The 20,529-nt window shown below is 68.4% G+C and carries 19 protein-coding genes and 2 pseudogenes; 8 read left to right on the top strand and 13 right to left on the bottom strand.

What is annotated here, in order from left to right:
* Positions 1–81: 81 nt before the first annotated feature.
* On the top strand, positions 82–2,919 hold the full coding sequence (locus tag ACFRKB_RS28845) for an AfsR/SARP family transcriptional regulator (RefSeq protein ID WP_383109464.1): 2,838 nt from the start codon (positions 82–84) through the stop codon (positions 2,917–2,919).
* 157 nt (positions 2,920–3,076) lie between these two features.
* On the opposite strand, the gene ACFRKB_RS28850 is transcribed toward ACFRKB_RS28845, so the two are convergent.
* The gene (locus ACFRKB_RS28850) at positions 3,077–4,105 is read right to left on the bottom strand and encodes a sugar phosphate isomerase/epimerase family protein (RefSeq protein ID WP_383109466.1); all 1,029 of its coding nucleotides are present in this window, start codon (positions 4,103–4,105) and stop codon (positions 3,077–3,079) included.
* A gap of 426 nt (positions 4,106–4,531) precedes the next feature.
* Between ACFRKB_RS28850 and ACFRKB_RS28855 the strand changes: the two genes are divergently transcribed.
* Positions 4,532–5,800, top strand: a complete 1,269-nt coding sequence (locus tag ACFRKB_RS28855; RefSeq protein WP_383109467.1) for an ROK family transcriptional regulator — start codon at positions 4,532–4,534, stop codon at positions 5,798–5,800.
* A 380-nt stretch (positions 5,801–6,180) separates the two neighbouring features.
* Here the strand turns inward: ACFRKB_RS28855 and ACFRKB_RS28860 are convergent, their stop codons facing one another.
* The 4 genes from ACFRKB_RS28860 to ACFRKB_RS28875 form a co-directional block, all read right to left on the bottom strand.
* Positions 6,181–6,981, bottom strand: a complete 801-nt coding sequence (locus ACFRKB_RS28860; protein WP_383109468.1) for an ABC transporter permease — start codon at positions 6,979–6,981, stop codon at positions 6,181–6,183.
* A gap of 5 nt (positions 6,982–6,986) precedes the next feature.
* Entirely contained in the window at positions 6,987–7,775 is a 789-nt protein-coding gene (locus ACFRKB_RS28865) for an ABC transporter permease (protein WP_383109469.1), read from the bottom strand.
* Positions 7,772–8,743, bottom strand: coding sequence for an ABC transporter ATP-binding protein (locus ACFRKB_RS28870; RefSeq protein WP_383109470.1), 972 nt, complete (start codon positions 8,741–8,743; stop codon positions 7,772–7,774). The genes ACFRKB_RS28865 and ACFRKB_RS28870 overlap by 4 nt, the downstream gene beginning before the upstream one ends.
* A gap of 92 nt (positions 8,744–8,835) precedes the next feature.
* Entirely contained in the window at positions 8,836–9,090 is a 255-nt protein-coding gene (locus ACFRKB_RS28875; protein ID WP_383109472.1) for a hypothetical protein, read from the bottom strand.
* Positions 9,091–9,229: 139 nt separating this feature from the next.
* On the opposite strand from ACFRKB_RS28875, the gene ACFRKB_RS28880 reads away from it, so the two are divergent.
* Positions 9,230–9,457: a hypothetical protein gene (locus ACFRKB_RS28880; RefSeq protein WP_383109473.1), complete on the top strand. Its 228-nt coding sequence runs from the start codon at positions 9,230–9,232 to the stop codon at positions 9,455–9,457.
* Between the two features lie 65 nt (positions 9,458–9,522).
* On the opposite strand, the gene ACFRKB_RS28885 is transcribed toward ACFRKB_RS28880, so the two are convergent.
* A complete protein-coding gene (locus tag ACFRKB_RS28885) occupies positions 9,523–9,744 on the bottom strand; it encodes a hypothetical protein (protein ID WP_383109474.1) in 222 nt (73 codons plus the stop codon).
* 662 nt (positions 9,745–10,406) lie between these two features.
* On the opposite strand from ACFRKB_RS28885, the gene ACFRKB_RS28890 reads away from it, so the two are divergent.
* From ACFRKB_RS28890 to ACFRKB_RS28900, 3 genes are read left to right on the top strand one after another with little or no spacing between them, the layout of a single operon-like run.
* The gene (locus ACFRKB_RS28890) at positions 10,407–10,748 is read left to right on the top strand and encodes an ArsR/SmtB family transcription factor (RefSeq protein WP_383109475.1); all 342 of its coding nucleotides are present in this window, start codon (positions 10,407–10,409) and stop codon (positions 10,746–10,748) included.
* Between the two features lie 3 nt (positions 10,749–10,751).
* Entirely contained in the window at positions 10,752–11,258 is a 507-nt protein-coding gene (locus ACFRKB_RS28895) for an SRPBCC family protein (RefSeq protein ID WP_383109477.1), read from the top strand.
* Positions 11,258–11,893 carry a dihydrofolate reductase family protein gene (locus tag ACFRKB_RS28900; protein WP_383109478.1) on the top strand — a complete coding sequence of 212 codons (636 nt, stop codon included), beginning with the start codon at positions 11,258–11,260 and terminating at the stop codon, positions 11,891–11,893. Before ACFRKB_RS28895 ends, ACFRKB_RS28900 begins: the two co-directional genes overlap by 1 nt.
* 322 nt (positions 11,894–12,215) lie before the next feature.
* Here ACFRKB_RS28900 and ACFRKB_RS28905 read toward each other — a convergent pair whose 3' ends face one another.
* From ACFRKB_RS28905 to ACFRKB_RS28915, 3 genes and pseudogenes are all read right to left on the bottom strand, one after another.
* Entirely contained in the window at positions 12,216–12,947 is a 732-nt protein-coding gene (locus ACFRKB_RS28905; RefSeq protein WP_383109479.1) for a CDP-diacylglycerol diphosphatase, read from the bottom strand.
* Between the two features lie 382 nt (positions 12,948–13,329).
* Complete coding sequence (locus ACFRKB_RS28910; RefSeq protein WP_383109480.1) at positions 13,330–13,518, bottom strand: hypothetical protein; 189 nt, start codon at positions 13,516–13,518, stop codon at positions 13,330–13,332.
* A 234-nt stretch (positions 13,519–13,752) separates the two neighbouring features.
* Positions 13,753–14,606 (bottom strand): annotated as a pseudogene (locus tag ACFRKB_RS28915) (IS110 family RNA-guided transposase); the annotation flags it as partial.
* A gap of 450 nt (positions 14,607–15,056) precedes the next feature.
* On the opposite strand from ACFRKB_RS28915, the gene ACFRKB_RS28925 reads away from it, so the two are divergent.
* A complete protein-coding gene (locus ACFRKB_RS28925; RefSeq protein WP_383109482.1) occupies positions 15,057–15,890 on the top strand; it encodes a PIG-L family deacetylase in 834 nt (277 codons plus the stop codon).
* Positions 15,891–16,202: 312 nt separating this feature from the next.
* Here ACFRKB_RS28925 and ACFRKB_RS28930 read toward each other — a convergent pair.
* The 3 genes and pseudogenes from ACFRKB_RS28930 to ACFRKB_RS28940 form a co-directional block, all read right to left on the bottom strand.
* A pseudogene (locus tag ACFRKB_RS28930) lies at positions 16,203–16,430 on the bottom strand (IS481 family transposase); the annotation flags it as partial.
* Between the two features lie 138 nt (positions 16,431–16,568).
* Positions 16,569–17,270: a hypothetical protein gene (locus ACFRKB_RS28935; RefSeq protein WP_383109483.1), complete on the bottom strand. Its 702-nt coding sequence runs from the start codon at positions 17,268–17,270 to the stop codon at positions 16,569–16,571.
* 65 nt (positions 17,271–17,335) lie between these two features.
* Positions 17,336–17,695 carry a hypothetical protein gene (locus ACFRKB_RS28940; RefSeq protein ID WP_383109484.1) on the bottom strand — a complete coding sequence of 120 codons (360 nt, stop codon included), beginning with the start codon at positions 17,693–17,695 and terminating at the stop codon, positions 17,336–17,338.
* Positions 17,696–18,342: 647 nt separating this feature from the next.
* On the opposite strand from ACFRKB_RS28940, the gene ACFRKB_RS28945 reads away from it, so the two are divergent.
* Positions 18,343–18,531 (top strand): hypothetical protein, encoded by a 189-nt coding sequence (locus ACFRKB_RS28945; protein ID WP_383109485.1) that lies wholly within the window; start codon positions 18,343–18,345, stop codon positions 18,529–18,531.
* Between the two features lie 234 nt (positions 18,532–18,765).
* Here the strand turns inward: ACFRKB_RS28945 and ACFRKB_RS28950 are convergent, their stop codons facing one another.
* Entirely contained in the window at positions 18,766–20,460 is a 1,695-nt protein-coding gene (locus tag ACFRKB_RS28950) for a lamin tail domain-containing protein (RefSeq protein WP_383109486.1), read from the bottom strand.
* Positions 20,461–20,529 lie beyond the last annotated feature (69 nt).

Consider the following 20,529-nt stretch of genomic DNA (forward strand, 5'->3'; position numbering starts at 1 on the left):
TGCGGAAAGTCTTGAATCGGCCTTGGATCGAGGCGGCGTCGGATGGATCTTTAAGGGCGACGTGATCACCAGGGGGCGCTGATGGCAGTTGTGTTCGGCCTGCTGGGCACCGTCGAGGTATGGCGGGGACAGGAGCCCGTCGACGTGGGGCACGCGCGTCAGAGACTCGTGCTGGCGGCCCTGCTCATGGATGCCGGCCGCGTCGTCTCCACGGGCACGCTGGTCGACCGCCTGTGGGGGGAGAGCGCGCCACAGCGGGCTCGGGAGACCCTCTACGGGTATGTCTCCCGGCTGCGGCAGGCGCTGGCCGGGGCCGGTGTCGCCGCGGACCTGGCACGGGCGCGGGGCGGGTACCGGATCGAGGTGGCACCCGACGCGGTGGACGTGCTCAGGTTCCGTGAATGTGTCCGCCTGGCTCGTTCGGCGGAGCGTGCCGAGGACGCGGTCCGGCTGGGGGAGGAAGCGCTGGCGCTATGGCGCGGGGAGGCGTTCGCCGGTACGGACACCGCGTGGTTCAACGGCCAGCGCGACATGCTTGAGGCCGAGCGGCTGGCGATCAGGCTGGACCTGGTGGACCTGAGACTGTCGCTGGGCCAGTACGACCAGGCGGTCGCCGAAGGCGCGGTCCTGACCGAGCACCAGCCGTTCGACGAACGGGTCGCGGGTCAGCTGATGCTGGCGCTGTACCGGTGTGGGCGGCCGGCCGACGCGCTGGACCACTACGCACGCCTGAGGCGCCGTCTGGCCGAGGAGATGGGTACCGATCCCGGCCCGGCGATACGGGACCTCCACCGGCGGATTCTCGACGCCGACCCCGCCCTGGGCGGGATACCGCACCGGGTGGTGGCGCATGGGGAAGGCGGGCCGTCGAGACCGACGCCCCGGCAGTTGCCGCCCCGTCCGGCCGCCCCGGTCGGCCGGGGCAGCGAACTCGCCGCCCTCGACCGCCTGCTGAGCGGATCGCCCGACGGGGACGGCGGCCTGACAATCGGCGTCGTCACAGGGGTGGGCGGCATTGGCAAGACGGTGCTGGCGCTGTGGTGGGCGCATCGGCACGCCGATGAGTTCCCGGACGGGCAGCTCGTCGTCAATCTGCGCGGGTACGACGCGGCCGCGGCTCCCCTCACGGCATCGGCAGCGCTCTACGGCTTCCTCGACGCCCTCGGTGTTCCTCCCGAAGAGGTGCCGACGGACCTCGACGCCCGTACAGGTCTCTACCGCTCCCTGATCGCCGGCCGGCGCATGCTCGTCCTGCTGGACAACGCCCGTGACGCCGACCAGGTACGGCCTCTCCTGCCCGGCAGCAGCAGCTGCCTGGCCGTGATCACCAGCCGCAGCGACCTCCCGTCCCTGCTGGCCGGCCACGGTGCACATCCGGTGCGTCTAGAGGTGCTTCCCGACGGTGCGGCCCGTGAGGTCCTCACCCGGGCCCTGGGGCCGGACCGGCCGGCGCCGGAGCCGGACGCGGTGGAGGGGCTGGTCCGGCGCTGCGCCGGGCTTCCCCTGGCTCTGGGGATCGTCGGCGCCAGGGCGGCCGCCCGGCCAGGTCTGCCGCTGTCCGCCCTGGCGGCGGAGCTGGAGCACGCCGCCGACAGACTCGACGCGCTGAGTACCGGGGACCTCACCACCGACGTACGCGCCGTCTTCGAAACAACCCTCGGCGCCCTGGACGAGAGGAGCGCACAGATCTTCACCCTGCTGGGACTGGCCCCGATGCCGGACATCGGCCTGCTGGCCGCGGCCGGCCTCAGCGGGGTCGGCCGGTCCCGTACGCGAGGACTGCTGCGCCATCTGGAGGGAGTCCATCTCCTCCACCAGCACACGCCCGGCCGGTACCGGATGCACGACCTGGTGCGGCTGTACGCCGTCGAACGCGGACAACTGGGTCCCGCCGCCGCGCGCTCGGCCGCGCTGCGCCGCCTGGTCGACTCCTACCTGCACACCGCTCATGCCGCCGACCGGCTGCTCTACCCCCACCGTGACCCGGTAGCCCTGGATCCGCCGGCCGCCGGCGCCACAGCCCACGCGCCGGCCGTGGACGAGGCGATGTCGTGGTTCGACACGGAGGGCCCGAGCCTGCTCGCGGTACAGGCACTCGCCCTGGAGAACGGCCTGCACCGCCAGGCCTGGCAGATGGCGTGGACGTTGGACGCCTTCCAACGGCAGAGAGGGTACGTCCGGGACGGGATCACCGTGTGGACCACCGCCCTCACCGCCGCGGACAGAATGGAGGACCCCGAGGCCCGGGCCACCGCGCACTGGCTGCTCGGCCGCACCCGCACCGACCGGGGCGAGCACATCCTGGCCGTGGAGCACCTGCGGCAGGCACTCACCCTGTTCGAGCGGATCGGCGACCCGGCGGGCCAGGCTCATGCCCATCGGACCCTGGCCAGGATCCGGAACCATCAGGATGACCCCCAGCTGGCCCTACGGCACGCGGAGGACGCGCTGCTGCTCTACCGGACCCTGGACAACCCGGTCTGGCAGGCCAACGCGGTCAACGCTGTGGGCTGGTACAACGCCCTGCTGGGCAAGACGGAACTCGCCCAGCGCCACTGCACGGCGGCGCTCGCCCTGTTCCGTGCGGCGGACTACCCCATCGGCGAGGCGTCCGCTCTGGACAGCCTGGCCTACATCGCCCGGCAGGCGGGCCGCTACGGCGAGGCGCTGGAACACTACCGGCAGGCGCTACGCCTGTGCCGGGAGACCGACAACTCCGCGCAGGTCGCGGACACGCTGGTCAGGCTCGGATCGGTGTACCGGGAACTGGGACAGGACACCGACGCCCGCCGCAGCTGGCAGGAAGCCGCCGCCCTGTACCGGGCCCAGCACCACACCACGAAGGCACGGCAGACCGAAGAGCTGCTGAGTGCGCTCGCGGCGGAACGCCCGGCTACGTCCGCCCCGCCTGCGCCCTGAGCCAGGCGGGCGACGGGGAATCGCCCTCGCCCGGATCTCTGTCGTCAATCCGGGCGCGAGGACGACGGACACGGTCATGCGGCTCCTGCGCGGCGCCCACGACGCCTGGGTCCCGCGCAGGACGGAGTGGGACCCAGACTCGTTATGCCTGTTCCTCCTACTTGCGTCGGGAGGTGTTGATGCCATCCAGGGTGGTGCAGCCTCGCCAGACCGTGTTCGCGGGACCGGGCGGGTTCAGGGTCAGGTCACCGGCGTCATCGTGCTCCAGGAAGAACCGGTAGTTCCGGAGGTCCTTGAGTGCGGACAGTGTGCGGGTCCAGTCGATGTCGCCCTTCCCGACGTCGACGAACCGGAACTTCCTGCCTCCCGCGCGGGTGCCCGCGGCCGCCGTGCGGTTGCCGTTCGGGTCCCACTTGACGTCCTTGATGTGGAAGGCGACGAATCGCTTCCCGTGCTTCTTGATCCACCAGTACGGGTCCTCGCCGGCGACCGTGACCCAGCCCAGGTCGACCTCGAACTTGACGTAGCGGGGGTCGGTGTACTCGAGCAAGGTGTTGTAGAGCGGGACGCCGTTCTCAAGGGCGAACTCACTGTCGTGGTTGTGGAAGAAGAAGCCGCCGAAGCCCTGCGAAACGGCGTGCTCGCCGCACTCGTTGAATATCTCCGCCAGGGCCTTGAAGCCATCGCTGGTATTCCCACCGGATCCGGCACCGGGGAAGCCGAACATGCTGCCAGTCCCGACATGGGGAAAGTTGCCCAGTGTCTGGGCGTCCTCGAAGATCTGCATCCTGCCGTCGTGGGTCAGCCACGGGTTCGGGAGGTTGGCTCCGCGTGGGCCGAAGTGGTTGCTCACGATGCGAAGTCCGTGCGCATGGACGATGGACCTGAGCTGAGGCGTCGTCTTCGTGTAGTAGTCGCCGGCGAGTTCGAGCTCCCGGACACCGGCGTCGTGGACCGCTTCCAGGGCGATTTCGAGGTTCTTGTAGTCACTGCCGATCAACTGGCGGACGGTGTAGATCTGCAAGCCGATGCGGTCGGCCGGAATCACGTTCGGCCCGCCACCGGGCCGGCCCTGCGGCGAGGACGCGAGGGCTGAGGCCGGGCTCGCATGGGCGGTGAGCGCTCCGGTGGCCAGAACGCCGGCACCGGCGCCGAGCATGGCGCGACGGCTCAACTCGTTTTCCACGGGCTCTCCTTCTGTACTGGCGCGGCCCTACGACCGTCGCCCTCCAGCGTTGCCGTGCCGACCATAGGGCGACGGAGAACTTTCAACAAGAGTCCGACAGAAGTCTGTAGATCAGCATGCTTAAGTGGCTGGGTCGGCGGCATAAAGGCGGCCGTGACGCAAGACTCATCCCGGTGTTCGGCCGTCCGTCGATCCGAAGTGGGTGGTTCGAGGCTCGCGGACCATGGACGGGCGAGGCCAGGAACCGGGGCACCGGGAAGCCGATGACCTGACCAGGGGTTGCCGACGGGCCTGTGGACGTCGGCGCCGGCCGTGCCGAGGACGCTGCCGTCTGCTACCTCTCTCACTCTTGCCCGGCCTTCGCGCACAGTTGCTTCTCGGACAGCACGATCGTCTCGTGGCGACGTCGTGTGGTTCACTTCGACCATGCCCCAGTCCGCATCCGCGCCACGTGCGCCGGCTCATCGCGACGCGGCGGCTTCTGGCGGGTTCCTCAAACCAGGCTCAGGCGCTCCCGGCGCCGGGGAACTACTCCAGCTACTCCGTGACGGGCGGCCCCGGACCCGTACTGAGCTGGCCGGACTCACCGGACTGGCCCGGTCCACCGTCAACATCCGCGTCGATGCCCTGCTCGCCAGCGGTCTGCTCGCTCCCTCGGGCAGGGCGGCGTCAACCGGCGGCCGCCCTCCGGCCAGGTTCGCCTTCAACCCACAGGCTCGGGTCGTCGTCGGCGCCGATCTCGGAGCGACCCACGGGAATGTCGCGCTGACCGATCTCACCGGCCGGCCCCTGTCTGAGATTGCCGAGCGCATCGACATCTCGGCAGGGCCGGCCACGGTCCTCGACTGGGTCGTCGCGACGATACGACGACTGCTCGACGAGGCGGACCGGGACGTCAAGGACCTGGTCGGCATCGGGATCGGCCTGCCCGGCCCGGTCGAGCATGCGAGCGGCAGGCCGATATGCCCGCCCATCATGCCGGGTTGGGACGGCTATGACGTACCCGGGCATGTGCGGCTCCACTGGGACGTTCCCGTGCTCGTCGACAACGACGTCAACCTCATGGCCCTCGGCGAGCACGTGACGGCCCATCCGGAGCTCGATCACCTCCTGTTCATCAAGGTCGCCACCGGAATCGGGGCCGGGATCATCAGTGGTCGTCGCCTGCTCCGAGGCGCGGTCGGGGCTGCCGGCGACCTCGGCCACGTGGCGGCCCCTCACGTCCCCGACGCCCTGTGCACGTGCGGCAACACCGGATGTCTCGAGGCCGTCGCGAGTGGCCGCGCGATCAGCGAGCACCTCACCGCGGTCGGGGTACCCGCCAAGACGAACAGCGATGTCGTCGCGCTCGTCCGCGACGGCAATACCGCTGCCGCGCAGGCTGTTCGTCAGGCCGGACGCACGGTCGGCGAAACCATCGCGACGTGCGTGAGCCTGCTCAACCCCGAACTCGTCGTCATCGGTGGTTCACTCGCCCAGGCCGGCGAGGGTCTCATCGCCGGGGTGCGAGAGGTCGTCTACAGCCGCACCCACCCTCTCGCCACCGCGCGCCTCCGGATCGTGCCGGCAACGACCGGCATCCAATCCGGCGTCATCGGCGCGGCGGCGATGGCTATCCAGCACGCCCTCGCCGCCGATCGCCTCGACGCTGCACTCGCTGACGCGTCATCGCCTCCGATCGCCACCGGCGGATAAACCCTTCACTTCAAGCGCCCGGTCGGCAGTCCTTCGAGCACACCGCCGAGACGAGCACACCGCCGAGACGAGCACACCGTCGAGTCGAGCCGACCGCGTCATGCGCCTGCCGAAGCCACCGAGGACGCACGGCGTCAGCGGTCGCCCGCCCAACCACGGCCCGGAACTTCCCTTCGCCGAGCCGGAGACCCGGCCTTGCCCCCCCCGCGACGCGGTCGCGCGGCCGGCCATCAACCGTTTGGTTTTCTGGGCCGGCCGGCAGCGGCGGAGATCGTCCAGGAAGGCGGCGTCCTGCCCGACGCGTCCGCCTGTCTCCGCACCTTGTTCCTGAAGCGAATGCCCCGTTCCTGAAGTGAGTGGCCGCGGACGCGATGTCCTGCTCAGTGCCCGCTGCTCTCGTAGTGGCGGGACTGGTGCTCCCAGAAGCGATACGCCGCGTACATCAGCAGCACGCCGACGGCGGGTGCGCCCCAGCCCAGCCAGGCGGGCACGGCCAGTTCCTCCTCGCGGTCCAGCAGAACGGTCGCCGGGAGGTAGGCGACGAACGCCAGGGGGAAGACGAAGGTCAGACCGAACCCGGCGACCGAACCGAAGATCTTCAGCGGGTAGTTGCCGAAGTCGCTGAAGACCATGTCGATGGCGAACTTGATCGGGGTGACCTTCTTCATCCTGAACGCCAGCCCCGACGCCGCGAGTTGCAGTGAACCCTCCACCAGCGCGCCACCGACCACCGCCAGCAGCAGAAAGCCGACGGCTCCCGGTGACCAGTCGACCGGCGCCCGGGCCGAGGCGATGGCCAACAGCACGACCCCGCCCACCAGATCGCCGAGCGCGCTCAGCCGGAGTCGTCGGGTGAGGAGCTGGATCAGCGGCGACACGGGCCGGATCAGATATCTGTCGTACTCCCCTTCGACGACGACCTCGTCGACATGGATCAGCTGATGGCCGGGGACGAGCCACAGGCCATGGGCGGTGAGCCGCAGCCCGTAGAGGAAGGCGATCTCGCTCAGCCCCCAGCCGCCGACCTCGCCGAAACGGTCGAGGACCGCCCAGATGAAGGCCAGACCGACACCCTGGTAGAACAGACCGCCGATGATGTTGATGAACAGGTTTCCCCGGTACTGGAATTCGGAACGGAACGCCGCACCGGCCAGCAGCAGATAGACACGCAGCCCTCGCATCGCGTTCACCCGCCCTGCGACAGGACTCGGTGCCGCGCCCGTGACCAGACCAGCGTGGCCAGCCCGCCCAGGGCGACAATCCACCACAGCTGCACACCGAGGGCGGCGGCGATGCCCGGACCCTCGATCTGGCCGAGGTAGACGGCGGCCGGGGTGTGCGCGGTCGCCTGGAAGGGGAGCAGCTCGGCGGCGGCCCTGACCGGGTCCGGCATGAACCACAACGGGACCAGGGCCCCGGAGAAGAACTGGGCGACGAAACGGTAGGCCAGCAGGGCTCCGCTCACCTCCAGGGTCCAGAAGGACACCATGCCGAGCAGCAACCCCAGCAGCTGGTTGACGACCAGAGCGCCGAGCAGAGCCAGCGGGTAGGCGAACGCGGCGGCCGGTGACTCGGGGGCCCGGCCCGCGCCGACCAGCAGGGCGAACGGCAGCGCCACCACCAGGACCGGCACCGAGGCGGAGATCCACCCGAACTGACCGGCCAGCATCTGCCCGGGGAAGCCGATGGGGCGCAGCAGATCCACCGCGACCTTGCCCTCGCGCACCCGCTGATCGATGGGCGAGGAGCGCCAGGGACTGACCAGGTTGTACTGAAGGGTGGCCAGGGTCGCGTACGCCGTCATGGTGCCGAGGCCGATCCCGTCCACCTCCTCTCGGCCGTCGTAGAACGCGCTCCACACCACCGTCAGCAGGTAGATCTGCAGGAGCATCATCACGAACGTCGACAGATACGATGTGCGGTAGGCGAGGGCGACGCGGAATTCCATCCGGGCACAGGCGAGATGGGCCTTCATCGGCGGTCCGCGTAGATCCGGTGGATGACGCTCTCCAGCTCGGGTTCCACGATCGACAGATCGGTCACCCGGTGTTGCGCCAGTACCGCGGCGACCAGCCGGGCGGGCGAGGTCCGCGCGGGGTCGAAGCGGAGCCACACCTTGCCCCCGTCGCGCCGGACGATCTCGGCGCCCTCGACCTGCTCAAGATGGTCGGTCTGCACGACGAGTTCGCGGTGTGGGGCATAGCGTGCCTTCAGTTCCTCCACGTCGCCGTCGTAGGCGACTTTGCCGTGGTCGATGAGCACGATGCGATCGCACAGTTCCTCGACGTCGTCGAGGTCGTGGGTGGTGAGGACGACCGTGGTGCCGGACTGGCGGTTGAGTTCGGCGACGAAGCCGCGTATTCGCTCCTTGGCGACGACATCGAGCCCCACGGTGGGCTCGTCGAGGTAGAGGATGCTCGGGTCGTAGAGCATCGCGGCGGCGAGGTCGCCGCGCATCCGCTGGCCGAGCGAGAGCTGACGTACCGGGGTGTCGAGGAAGGAGCCGAGGTCGAGCAGTTCCGTGAACTGCTTCTGTTTCTCGGCGAACCGGCCCGGCGGCACGTCATAGAGCCGGCCGATCAGCCATAGCGAGTCGCGCAGGGGCAGGTCCCACCAGAGCTGGCTGCGCTGGCCGAAGACCACACCGATCTGGCGGGCGTTACGGGCCCGGTCGCGCCAGGGCGTGGCCCCGGCGACCCGGACGGTCCCGGAGGTGGGCACGAGTATGCCGGTGAGCATTTTGATGCTGGTGGATTTCCCGGCGCCGTTGGGGCCGAGGTAGCCCACCATCTCGCCCGGCTCGATCCGGAAACTGATGCCGTCGACGGCCCGGTTGACGGTGCACTCGCGGGTGAGCAGAGTGCGGATGCCCGCGAACGAGCCATGTTGCCGCTTGGGTCTGCGGAATTCCTTGACGAGATCGGTCACCTCGATGACGGGCATGGCTGCCTCTCCTGGACCGCGCGGGCCCGGCGGGAAGTGGACGAACAGCGAGTGTGCACGTCAACTCGACCTCCCCGCGGGCGAATTACCGATCAAGTCGACGGCGCTCCGCCTGGCTTCCACCGTGATCTGCGGCGCGAGCCCGGGTGACCACGAGTCCGTGTGACATGGGGCCCCTGCGGCATGTCCGGCTTGACGATGTAGTGCCAGATCGGTGTGTCGTCCACGATGAGGTCACGGTGGAAGCGGTGTGTCTGCTGTCCGGCGCGAGCGATGTTTCCGCTGGCCTCCAGCGTGTACCCCGTCTCGTCGCGTTCGATGGCGAAGGTGTAGCCCTCGCTCGGCATCAGCTCGGGGCTGGAGTTCGGCCGCGGACGACAGCCGCTGCTCGGTGACGCCGTCCGGACAACCGGTCATGGATCACTGCGAGGTACCGACCAGGCAGCCCTGGCCCACTACGCAGCCCGCGACGTCCTGGAGCACGCCGTGCCCCGGCACGGCATCATGTTCCAGCAGCAGATCGCCCTGCGCGCCGCCCTCACTGCCGACGCCCCGCAGACGCCGGACGATCTCGTCACCCAGTTCCAGGGCTCCCGGGGCAACGCCACACTGAACGGGACGCTGCGTCGCTCGTCCCTCGCGAGACGGAAGTTGCCACCGATGCCGAACCGGTCGAAGACGACCGTCCCGTCCGACTCTCCGCCTCTGTTGTGAGTCGTCCCCGAGCCGCGAACCGGTGCGCGGGAATCACACGGTACGCACCGGACCGCAGCACGTGATTACTTGGCGGAGGCGCCCAGCACGGCCAGGGCCTGCGCCCAGCGCGTGTACTTCAGATCGGCCAGATCGGCGACGGTCCTGACGCCAAACGCCTCCTGGAGCAGCTCCCCGTCCCGGTCCGAGACCCCCTTCAAGGCTGATACCGGCGCGGCGAGGATCTCGGGCAGCGTCTTGTCCGCCCACGCCTTGTCCAGCATCTTGTCCAGGTCGATCGAAGCCACGAAAGCCCTCCCAGGGAATACAGATGAATGAGAAAATGCCCTACGTGCCTTACCGGAGGGCAGCACCGCGTGCAGGCAGCCGGAAGCCCGGGTGCCCGCGCAATATCTACAAGGCTGTAGAAGCATAGGCTTGAGGCTGTGCTCTTGGGCGGCCCCTTTGGCCGATCCGAGGGAACAAGTCCGAAAACCATCCGGTCGGGAGTCGCATCGCGCCCAGAGGGTTGGCGCTTCCACGTGGACGCCGACCTGGGTCTCTGACGTCTCCGTCCGGGAAACCCACCCGCGCGCAGCCGGCACGGGCAGGTCCGCAGAGCCTTCCTGACGACAGATCGGCGCCACGGGGGGCCACCGGGAATTGTCATGGTGACGTGGAAGCCCCGTCAGCCGTCGTGGTGGGCGCCACGGTCCAATTTGCTTAGGTACGCGACTAGTTGCAGGCCCGCGAAGGCCCGAAGCCCACTTTCTGGCCGAGCCCGGCGGACTACGTCGGCGGCCACGGAACCACAGCTGCCGGCCCGCGGTCTGCCTCGCCGCGCCCGTCGGCTTGAGCGGAGTCGCCCCAGGAGCCCGGACCGGCGACACGCGGCACCGGGACTTGCCCAAGGGGTCTCAATCGACCGCCGCCGTTTGACGCATACCGATATGGGCATATGATGGTGCCCATGGCACGAGCAGCGACGACGTCGGACGTCTTCAACGCGATCGCCGAGCCGCAGCGCAGGGAGATCCTGCTGTTGCTGCGGGCGGGTGAGCGGCCGGTGACCGAGTTGGCCCAGGAGCTGGGGATGACCCAGCCGGGGGCGTCCAAACACCTGCGGGTGCTCCGAGAGGTTGGGCTGGTGCGGGACCGCAAGGCAGGCAAGCAGCGCCTGTATGGCCTTGACGCCCGCGGGCTGCGACCGGTCCACGAGTGGACCGGCGGGTTCGAGCAGTTCTGGAACGAGAGCTTCGACCGGCTGGACGCCTACGTACAGGACCTCAAGCAGGCAAGGCAGGAGGAGTAGGTTATGAGCGCGAAGCGACGAGGAGCGCCGGCGCAGTCCGCGACGACCGACCGCGAGATCGTGATCTCCCGGGTCATCGACGCCCCACGGGAGCTGGTGTTCGAGGCGTTTACCGAAGTGCGGCACCTGTCGCGATGGTGGGGACCGGAGGGGTTCACCACCACCACGCGATCCTTCGAGTTCCGCGTCGGCGGTGAGTGGGACTTCGTGATGCACGGACCGGACGGGACGGACTACCAGGAGTGGATCTCCTGGACCGAGATCGTCCCGCCGGAGGGGATCGCGCTGCTGCACGGGGAGTCTCGCGGCGACCCGAACGCTTTCGAGTCGGTGCTCACGTTCGTGCCCGACGGGGCGGCGACCCGGATCGAGATGCGCACGGTGTTCCCCACCAAGAAGCTGCGCGACGAGGCGGTCGAGAAGTACCACGCGATCGAGGGCGGCCAGCAGACGCTGAGCAACCTGGATGCCTACATCACCGAGACCGTTCGGAAGGGAGCTGAGGGCTGATGGCCGGGAAAGTGTTCTTCAGTGTGACGATGTCGCTGGACGGGTTCATCGCGCCCGAGGAGCGCATGGACGACCCGGATGTGCAGCGCTGGATGGCGCAGTGGATGGAACTGCAGCAGTGGATCTTCCCGCAGCGGTTCTTCCGGGAGAACCTGAAGCTCGGCGAGGGCGGCGAGGAAGGGCGCGACAACGACATCGTGCGGGAGACGTTCGAGCGCACCGGCGCGAGCGTGATGGGCAAGCGCATGTTCGACCTCGGTGAGCAGGCGTGGCCGGAGGAGGCGCCGTTCCACACGCCGGTGTTCGTCGTGACGCACGAGAAGCGCGACCCTTGGGAGCGGCCGGGCGGGACCACCTTCCACTTCGTCAACGACGGCATCGAGACCGCGCTCGACCGGGCCCGCGAGGCAGCCGGCGACCGAGACGTCCGCATCGCGGGCGGCGGCGCAACGATCCTGGAGTACGTGAACGCCAGCCTGATCGACGAGTTCTCGATCGCGCTCTCACCTGTGCTGTTCGGCTCCGGAATCCGCCTGTTCGAGGGTGTGGACGCGAGCCGCGTGGCCCTGGAGCCGGTCCGCGCGGAGCCGACGCAGCGGGTGACCCACCTGACCTACGCAATCCGGGAGCGGTAACTGTCTCGACCCCAGCGCTCCCCACCGAGGTCAGTAGCGCGATGGGATCCTCGACGCTCTGAGCGCGGCCTGACGCCCCAGGCCGCCTCAACAGTGACGACGCGGGCGACGACTGGCAGCGGCTGGGTCCGGGCTCCGTTCGTACGGTGGGTGCTCGCCTCCTGAGCACGCGGGGAGACTGGACAATGCCGCCGGTGTCGCCAGGTTCGAGATCACCTGCGCCCATGACATGTGGGACTGAGCGGTTCTTCTTGCGCCGCGCGTTGTCGTGGTAAAGCCGGCGCAGCGGCGCCCGGCGTCGGGCGTTGGGCTCGGCCCCCTCTCACTTGCAGGCGAGGACGCTGTCGCAGACGGCGATTCCCTGGGGTGAGGCGGAGGGGTGGGCGAGGTTGTCCCAGCTGTTCAGGACATAGAACCCGTCGCTCGGGCCGGATCCCGCCTTGATGACGATCATCGTCTGGTCACCCATCTCCTCGCCCCGAGTGGCGACCACCACATTGTCGTAGAGCGCCTTGAAGAGGTTCAGGCTCCCGATGCTGCCCACGTGGACCGCGCGATAGCTTCGCGGTTGCGGAGCTCCGGCCTGGTCCTGCCCGGTGACCGTGATCAGCGTTCCGGGCCAACTCGGCAGGTCCTTGGCGATCCTGCCTGCTTGGGCGGCCTTGTCGAGCTCGGCCTTCACGCCCGGCCGGACCTCGGACATGTGGATGTGCAACTGATCGTGGGAGCGGTGATGGGCCGCGTTGATCCCCAGCCCGACCTTGCCCCACGGCGGCCCCTTGAACCAGAAGTAGGACCGGTCGTCGGCGACCTGCCAGTAGTTGTACTTGGCGTAGGCGCCGGACACGAGGTCAGGGCACTCGATGCCCTTGACGCGATCGGTGGGGACCAGAAGGAATCCTTTGACTCCCTTGGACACGAGCCAGAAGGCGTCGATCTGCCGCTCCTGGCATTCCCACGCCATGTTCCAAAGAGGCTCGCCGGTGTCCTTGGGGTCTCCGCACAGGTCCACTGGCGGAGCGGTGAGGTTGTTCTCTCTGAGGACGTCGGCCATGTCAGCACCTCCAGGGTGATCGGGCACGGCTCCGGCCAACCCGTCCCGGAACATCCCTGCTTCTGCTCCCCGGTTGCCGAAGACTCGAAGAGCCCGTCCTGCGGCCCGGCCGCACGCCACTCGCATCGCACGGCCCCTTCCACCGCCAGGCTCCGCTGTGGAGCGGACACCGATCGGATCGGCAGGGCGGCGGCGCACGGTCTCCTGCGGGCGTGTGGCCGTCCCACTGGGGCCGAGGTACGGGCTGTACAACCACCGTGCCACCACCCACGGGCCCGCGCATCCGCTGTGCGCGCCACGGACGGTGGACACCGCCGAACCGTTCACCAACCGCCCGCAGCATGAAGCGACCTGGCGGTGTGCGCCGTGGTGGCCGCCACCGTCACCGGCGGAGGATGATCAGGGCGGCGTAGTCGGTGGCGCCGGCAGGTGGGATCAGGTCTGTCAGGAGGGCGTCGGCGAGTGCTTGGGGGCCGGTGGCCCGGTGGTGGGTGAGGGAGTCTGCGAGCCGGGCCAGGCCGGCATCGATGTCCTCGTGGCGGCGTTCGATCAGCTCGTCGGTAAGTAACACGAGGGGTGTCCCCCTCGGCGAACGCGGTCCCGGCCCGGGGACGGGCCATGTGCTCGGCTGCAGACCGGGGTGCATGACGCGCTCGTGGGACCGGACGGTGTGCCGGACGTCGCAGTGGCCTGCGGGAAGCTTGCCCAGGATCAGGAAGAAGCTGTCCGGCGGGGTGCCGCGGAGACCTCGGCGTGGACAGATGACACACGGTGTTGATCCGGGTCGACCTGCCTGCCGGCTGGTTCATGCGGCCGTCGTTTGGGGGAGGCGGGTTTCGTAGAAGGTGCCGTCTCTGAGCATGGCGAACAGGACGCTGATGCGTTGGCGGGTGAGGCGGAGGAGGGCTTGAGTGTGCGTCTTGCCGAGGGCTCGCTGTCGGTCGTAGTGGGTGCGCGAGGCGGGATCGTGCAGGGCGGCAAACGCGGACAGGAACATCGCGCGTTCGACTGCCGGTTGCCGCCTCTTGATGCGTGTTCGCCGTGGATCGAGGTCCCCGAAGACTTCGTCGTCGGGGCGAGACCGGCGTAGGAGGCCAGGTGGGCGGCGGTGGGGAAGCTGGTGCCGTCGCCGACGGTGACCAGCAAGATGGCGGCGGTCCTGACACCGACCCCCGGAATCGAGGTCAGGACCTTCGAAAGCGGGTGCTTCTCCAGCAGGGCCTCGATCTGGGCCCCCAGGGCCGGGCGCTGGTCGTTAACGGCGGCGAGCGAGCGGGCCAGGGACGGGATCACTATGTCGAGCGTGCCGGGTGCCCCGGGACCACGACGGTCTGCTCATCGAGCGCGACGAAGACCTCGTCGATCAGCCGCTGGGCCATGCGCGGGGCCTTGGCGCGGATCACCTCAACGAGCCTGCGACGACCGGCCTTTCGCAAGCTGGCCGGGGATCCGTAGCGTTCCAGCAGCCGTCACGGCCCGGTGGTCCGGACGCGAGCCGAGGACGCGTCACAGCGAGGGGTGGAACTGGGTGAGCAGGCCGCGTAGGCGGTTGGAGGCGCGGGTGGCCTCGGCCGCGAGGTCCTGGTCGAAGCCGACCAGCACGGTCAGTTCGGCGGTGATCTGGTCGATCAGTTCCAGCGAGCGCAGGGTGTGCGGCATCCGGTCGCGGAACTGCGCGGTCAGGCGGATGCCCTCGCCCCGGAGGTCCGCGAGGTCGATGTGCGGATCCAGCGTACGAACTGGGAGGTCGATCTGCTGGACTGAGTAGTCCGGCAAGTTGGGGGATGATGTGGAGCAGGTAGCAGCTTCGGAGGCGTGCACACACCGAGGGGTGGCGGCTTTCCAGCCCACTCCTGGCGCGTCAAGAGCAACGCGGGGGTGCCGGTACCTCGGTCGCGTGGAGACGCCGACGCCTGGAAGGCTGAGCGGCCGCGCCGGGAACAGCCGGGCCGGTCGGCACGGTTGCATCGACCGAGGGACCGGCGCCGCACGGGCGGGGAACACGGAGACCACAAGGTCGTCCGCCCCATCTGGATCCGGGCTCTCGGGGTCGCGGTATGCCCGCCGCGCACACGGACCAAGACGTATCTCTGCAGGAGGACATGTTTCATGACTGACCGGCCCTTGACGCTTATGGCAGTACACGCCCACCCCGACGACGAGGCCACCGGGACCGGTGGGGTCCTCGCGCGGTACGCGGCGGAAGGCATCCGCACGGTTCTCGTGACGTGTACCGATGGCAGTTGCGGTGACGGACCGGGGGGTGTCAAGCCGGGCGATCCCGGTCACGATCCGGCGGCCGTCGCCTCGATGCGCCGTCAAGAACTGAAGGCGAGCTGTGACGTCTTGAAGGTCAGCGATCTGGAGATGCTGGACTATGCCGACTCCGGGATGACGGGCTGGCCGAGCAACGACGCCCCCGGATCCTTCTGGCAGACCCCCGTGGAGGACGGCGCCGCCCGGCTCGCGGAACTCATGCGGCACTACCGACCCGATGTGGTCGTCACCTACGACGAGAACGGCTTCTACGGCCACCCCGACCACATCCAGGCGAACCGCATCACGATGGCGGCGCTGGAGATGACCGCGCTGACACCGAAGGTGTACTGGACGACGATGCCCCGCTCGATGATGCGGCGGTTCGGGGAGACGATGCGCGAGTTTCAGGAGGACATGCCGGAGCCGGATCCTGCCGAGGCCGCCGCGATGGCCGAGATCGGCCTCCCCGACGATGAGATCACCACGTGGGTGGACACCACCGCGTTCAGCGGTCAGAAGTTCGACGCGCTGGCCGCGCACGCCAGTCAGGGCGAGAACATCTTCTTCCTCAAGATGGGCAAGGAGAAATTCGGCGAGATGATGGGCATGGAGACCTTCATACGCGTCCAGGACGCCACCGGCGCGGCCGTACCCGAGAACGATCTCTTCGCCGGACTGCGCTGATCCACCCATCAGGAGCGGAGCTCAGGAAAGCTCATCAGCCGCACGGTGCGATCGAGCGCGTCATACACCCGGGGTGCACGTATCTGGCCGACTGGACGGCGACGGGACCGGGATCATGTGCGCGTTCGGGCCCCGGCCTCACCGTGTCCGCGATCCGAGGCACCTGGATACCTCGATATCACCGGCAGCTCCGCCGGGGCCTGTCGGCCGACGATGCGGAGGTCGCGGCGCTCCAGGAACTGGCCTCATCAGGCTGCACGGACAGCACTGTGGAGTACGAAGTCGCGAAGTAGCCCGCGGCCGGACAGAACTGTGCCCTCCTGCTCTCCTCGCGGGAGGGCAGGAGCCCTGGAGCCGCCGCTGGCCGGGGATGCGGCCGAGTTTCATCACGTCGACGTGGATCAGCTCGCCCGGCCGGTTGAGGATGCGGTGCACGGTCGAAGCGGGCAGGCCCAGGATGGGGCCGATCCTGGCGGGGTCGAGTGCGCGGTCCTGGCGCAGCCGGCAGACCCGGACCTCGGTGCCGGCCGGGGTCCGGTGGCGTTCCCTGGAAGAACTACGCTCCAGGCACTCACAACAACTGACAGGCACAGTGGCAAGGGCTGAGCGGATCCGGCCACAGCCACCGTGGTGGATCAGCCGCCGGCCAGGGCCATGAGCCGCCGGTATGAAGCTGGGTCAGCCGCAGTTCTGGGTCTGGCGGTGTGAGTGCAGCCACGCCCGGAGCCCCAGGATGCGCACGTCTCGGCGCACAGCTTCCGGGGAGACCCGACAGAGCGCAATCAGGCCATCGATGTCCGGGATCAGCCTTCGTACATCCTGGTTCACGGCTTCGGTGACGAAATGGAGGTAAGCATCGGGTAATTGGGCCCACTCCTGCGGAATCGCCTCTGGAAAACGCTCAAAGACATCGGTGGCCTCGACCAGGTAGTACTCGGGCTGGAAGGGCCTGGCGTAGGATCCCGGCAGATAGGTAGGCCGCATGATCGCGTGCCGGAGCCGCTCTGCTGCGAGGCGAGACGGAACCGACCAGTCCAGAAGGGGCGTACCTGGAACGGCCACGCGTTCATCAACGATTTCTTGAGCGAGCGGCACAGAGCTCGCCAAGATCTCATTGATCGCTTCGCGCTCGACGCGAGCTTGGTTCAGGTTGATGCGGCCGACCTGGAGCTCATTCGGTAGTCTGCTGAACCCCTTGGCCCCGAACGCGAGCGGCTGACCAGGCGCAGGGTCCAGTGGACTCGTTTCGGTGTGCACGCAGACTTCCTGCAGCGCGAGATTCAGAATGAAGACAATTCCTCTTGAGTCGTAGTGGGATGACGACTCGGGCCGGACCCAGGAGTCGTCCAAATAGCGAACAGTCACCTGATTCCCATGCATTGACGCATCCTCTCGAGTCATTGATTCACGCACTGTGGGCGATCCGCAGTTCCCGAAGCGTTGGGTCACGGCCAGGATGACGTAAGACGTGCCAGTAGTTGATCCTCAGCGCTTGCGGCGGGCAACCGGCCCTCCGATTCGTAGAGCATCGTCCAGCACGTCTTCTCCCGCAAGGCGACGTCCAGGCGCCCCAGGGCGGCGATCTGGTTCCCCGCCAGGGCCTTGGAACGGTCCGGTGGTGCCGGGCACTGCTCGATGCCGATCGTCGGAGCGCATTCGATCCAGCCCCTGCGCTGCCACCAGCCGCGCGCTTTGCGCGCGATGGACAGCTCCCAGTTGACGGTGTCGGCGTCCCTCGCGTCCGCCCGCACCGCCGCCAGTTCCGCCCGCAACACCTCCGGCGGCCGGGTCGTCGATCGCGGCAACCGGGACGACGGGCGGCTTTGCACCCCGGGGGGCGGGCCGGTCGGGGCGGGTTCGCTGTCAGTTCGCTCTATCAGGTGTTCTTCGACAGCTCATACGCGGTAACGCTCGCCCTCGACCCTGCGGGCACGGACCTCGCAGTCGCCAACACCGATAGTCAGGCACGGGTCTGCGAGCAGGAGGCAGTCCACACGCGGATTCCCGTGGGCAACGGATGACAGGCTCGTCGGACTGACACCGGACGGACGTGTTGTCATCTCCCGTGATGGGCAGATGTATTTCGTCAACCCCGACAGCAACGGAAGCGACCTCTCGATCCCGGCCACTACTGGGGTGGGCCTACGTCGACGGGGACCAGTTCGTCGTCGACTCGGGAGCTGCGCGAAAGTACTTCGACCTCCGGCCTGAGGTGCGGTTCCGTGCCTTGTGGGGGTTCCGCCGGACGGGACCGCACCGATGCCGAACGAAGACTGCTGCCCTACGGCACACCCGACGAGCCACCGTGTTCCTGACCACACACATGCGAGGCGTCATCTTGACCGACGATCAGTCGTCGCAGCAGGCATCTGCCGAGCGGGGCAGGCAAGCCTCGGCCGCCATGCTCGTTTGACGAGCTCCCTCGGCCATTACGGCGACTTCGCCCGCAGGGATGGTGATCAGGCCCGGTAAACAGGTGCCTGAGGGGACATTGACCCCGGTCGTGGCCCACCTGTGCGGCGCGGTCGGTGCGGTCAGCTTTGCGGGCCATACGGACGCCGATGCGTTTGCCGCGGACGCCGCGCTGCCGTGGCTGACCGCCAGCGGACACATCCCGCCCGCCGCGGCCGTTGGGCTGTGACCCCTTCGCCTGGGAGTCGAGAGAGGATCAAGACGAACACACATATCGAGGGCGAACAGCACCGGTACGCAGGTTCGGGACTGTCCTGCCGTTCCTGCGGCCGCTGGTGCGTGGTGGAGGGCAAGGCCGGGCCGACCTGCTGGGCAGACCAACGGCTACCGCACGCCCTCCACCAGTCGACCAGCCCGAACCCCGCTAAACGATCACTTCGAAGTCAAGCCGCTGGATCGGGGCTCAGTACACGGTTCCGTTGGCGCGCTGGCCGGGCGAGCTGGGCAGCGAGCTGATGGTGTTGTGCTTGACCCAGGCGCCGGTCGCCGAGCCGTCAGGGCTTCGGTTGATGGACACCCCGTCGGAGTTCGCCTGGCTTGAGGTGTAGCTCATCGACTGGACCGTCGCTCCGGCCGAATCCCGCAGGATCACCTGGTCACCGCTGTTGGACAGGTTGAGGTCGCCGGTGCTGGCCGGCACCGCCACGATGCCACCGGGGATCGCGGAGGCCGCGCCGAACACGGTGATCGCCTTGCCGGGCTGCAGCGTCGTACCGGCCGCGAACGTGTGCCGCACTGCCGACCCGTCCCGGACGGTCCAGTCGGCGATGCTGATTGCCGTGCCACCGGTGTTCACGATCTCGATGGCCTCGCCGGCGGTGCTGCTGCCCGGTTCGTTGGCCAGCACCTCGTTGATTACGACGTTGGCGGGTCCGCCGCCACCGCCGGCGGTGACGGTGACGTTCTGGGTCGTGGTGTGGGTGGCCCCGCCGTTGTCCGTCACGGTCAGCGAGACCGCGTAGGTTCCGGCCGATGCGTAGGTCACGGTCGGGTTCACCGCCGTCGAGGTCTGGCCGTTGCCGAAGTCCCAGCTGCGCCTCACGATGGTGCCGTCGGAGTCGGTACTGCCATCGGTGAAGGTGCAGTTGAGAGCGGTGCAGGAGCGCGTGTACGACGCCGTGGGCTGCTGATTCGCGCCGCCGCCACCGCCGATGACGAAGTTGTAGCGAGCCAGCACCGGGTAGTGGTCGCTGGTCGTCGTCGTGTAGTTCGGGACATAGGCCTGGGGCTGGAAGGCGGTCGCCGAACCGGCGACGTACTTCGCCTGCACCTCGTTGGTGGTGAGCTGGTGGTCGATGAAGTCCGGGTAGCTCGCCGTCGACGACACGCCCGCCAGCGACAGGGCCCGCGTGGGGAACGTGTAGCGCGCCGCGTCGTTCACGAAGTTGGCGTAGGGCGAAGCCTTCCCGGAAGTGATAGAGGTGTCGACGTCGTCGTTCCAGTCACCGATGACGAAGACGTTCTGAGTGGGGTAGGTCGTGTCGAGGTAGGACTTGAGGGCCTGCGACGCGGGGTTGCGCAGGTTCCACGCATCCTGGGTGGACCCGGACTTCGCGTGCAGGACGATGAAGACGAGGTCACGGGTGACACCGTCGAACGTGCCGCGCAACGTGAACTCCACCGGCGGGCGGCCGGCGAAGTTGCTGTTCTGGTCGGTCAGGATGACCTTCGCGCTCACCAGGGTGGCCATGCTGGAGCGCCAGACGAGGGCGACCTTCTGCTCGGTGTTGCTGAAGTCCGAGTAGTACTTCGCACCGTTCGTCACGATCGGGTCGTTGGCCACGACCCCGGTGTACCCGGGCATGCCGGCCACGAGTGTGTCGAACGCTGAGGTGCTGACGACCTCGGAGAGGCCCCATACGTCCATGTCGGCGCCCGCCATGACGTCGCGGACGTTCTGCTGCTGAAGCGCCTCGTTGGTCGGGCCGAAGTCCGGCGCTCCGAACCACTCGACGTTCCAGTTGCCGACGTCGAGCTGTGTCGGCGATCCCTGCGACGGAATCGAGGCGGCGGCATTCGCCGCGGGGGCGGCGGTGAGCGTTGCCAGCGTCACGGCGGCGGCCAGCGCCCCTATGAGCGCGCGGAGCCTGAGTTTCATCGACAAGAGACCCTTCCGAGTTGGCGTGTGGGACTGGCCCGCAACCATGCTGTTGGCGGGCTGAGGGAA

This window comes from Streptomyces scopuliridis (assembly GCF_042790125.1).
Lineage (GTDB): Bacteria > Actinomycetota > Actinomycetes > Streptomycetales > Streptomycetaceae > Streptomyces > Streptomyces scopuliridis_A.

Excerpts from the sequence above, each read along its gene's own strand:
- ACFRKB_RS28845 (WP_383109464.1), top strand. The coding sequence starts at position 82 with ATGGCAGTTGTGTTCGGCCTGCTGGGCACCGTCGAGGTATGGCGGGGA.
- ACFRKB_RS28855 (WP_383109467.1), top strand. The coding sequence starts at position 4,532 with ATGCCCCAGTCCGCATCCGCGCCACGTGCGCCGGCTCATCGCGACGCG.
- ACFRKB_RS28860 (WP_383109468.1), bottom strand. The coding sequence starts at position 6,981 with ATGCGAGGGCTGCGTGTCTATCTGCTGCTGGCCGGTGCGGCGTTCCGT.
- ACFRKB_RS28865 (WP_383109469.1), bottom strand. The coding sequence starts at position 7,775 with ATGAAGGCCCATCTCGCCTGTGCCCGGATGGAATTCCGCGTCGCCCTC.
- ACFRKB_RS28870 (WP_383109470.1), bottom strand. The coding sequence starts at position 8,743 with ATGCCCGTCATCGAGGTGACCGATCTCGTCAAGGAATTCCGCAGACCC.
- ACFRKB_RS28875 (WP_383109472.1), bottom strand. The coding sequence starts at position 9,090 with ATGCCGAGCGAGGGCTACACCTTCGCCATCGAACGCGACGAGACGGGG.
- ACFRKB_RS28890 (WP_383109475.1), top strand. The coding sequence starts at position 10,407 with ATGGCACGAGCAGCGACGACGTCGGACGTCTTCAACGCGATCGCCGAG.
- ACFRKB_RS28895 (WP_383109477.1), top strand. The coding sequence starts at position 10,752 with ATGAGCGCGAAGCGACGAGGAGCGCCGGCGCAGTCCGCGACGACCGAC.
- ACFRKB_RS28900 (WP_383109478.1), top strand. The coding sequence starts at position 11,258 with ATGGCCGGGAAAGTGTTCTTCAGTGTGACGATGTCGCTGGACGGGTTC.
- ACFRKB_RS28905 (WP_383109479.1), bottom strand. The coding sequence starts at position 12,947 with ATGGCCGACGTCCTCAGAGAGAACAACCTCACCGCTCCGCCAGTGGAC.
- ACFRKB_RS28925 (WP_383109482.1), top strand. The coding sequence starts at position 15,057 with ATGACTGACCGGCCCTTGACGCTTATGGCAGTACACGCCCACCCCGAC.
- ACFRKB_RS28935 (WP_383109483.1), bottom strand. The coding sequence starts at position 17,270 with ATGCATGGGAATCAGGTGACTGTTCGCTATTTGGACGACTCCTGGGTC.
- ACFRKB_RS28945 (WP_383109485.1), top strand. The coding sequence starts at position 18,343 with ATGGTGATCAGGCCCGGTAAACAGGTGCCTGAGGGGACATTGACCCCG.
- ACFRKB_RS28950 (WP_383109486.1), bottom strand. The coding sequence starts at position 20,460 with ATGAAACTCAGGCTCCGCGCGCTCATAGGGGCGCTGGCCGCCGCCGTG.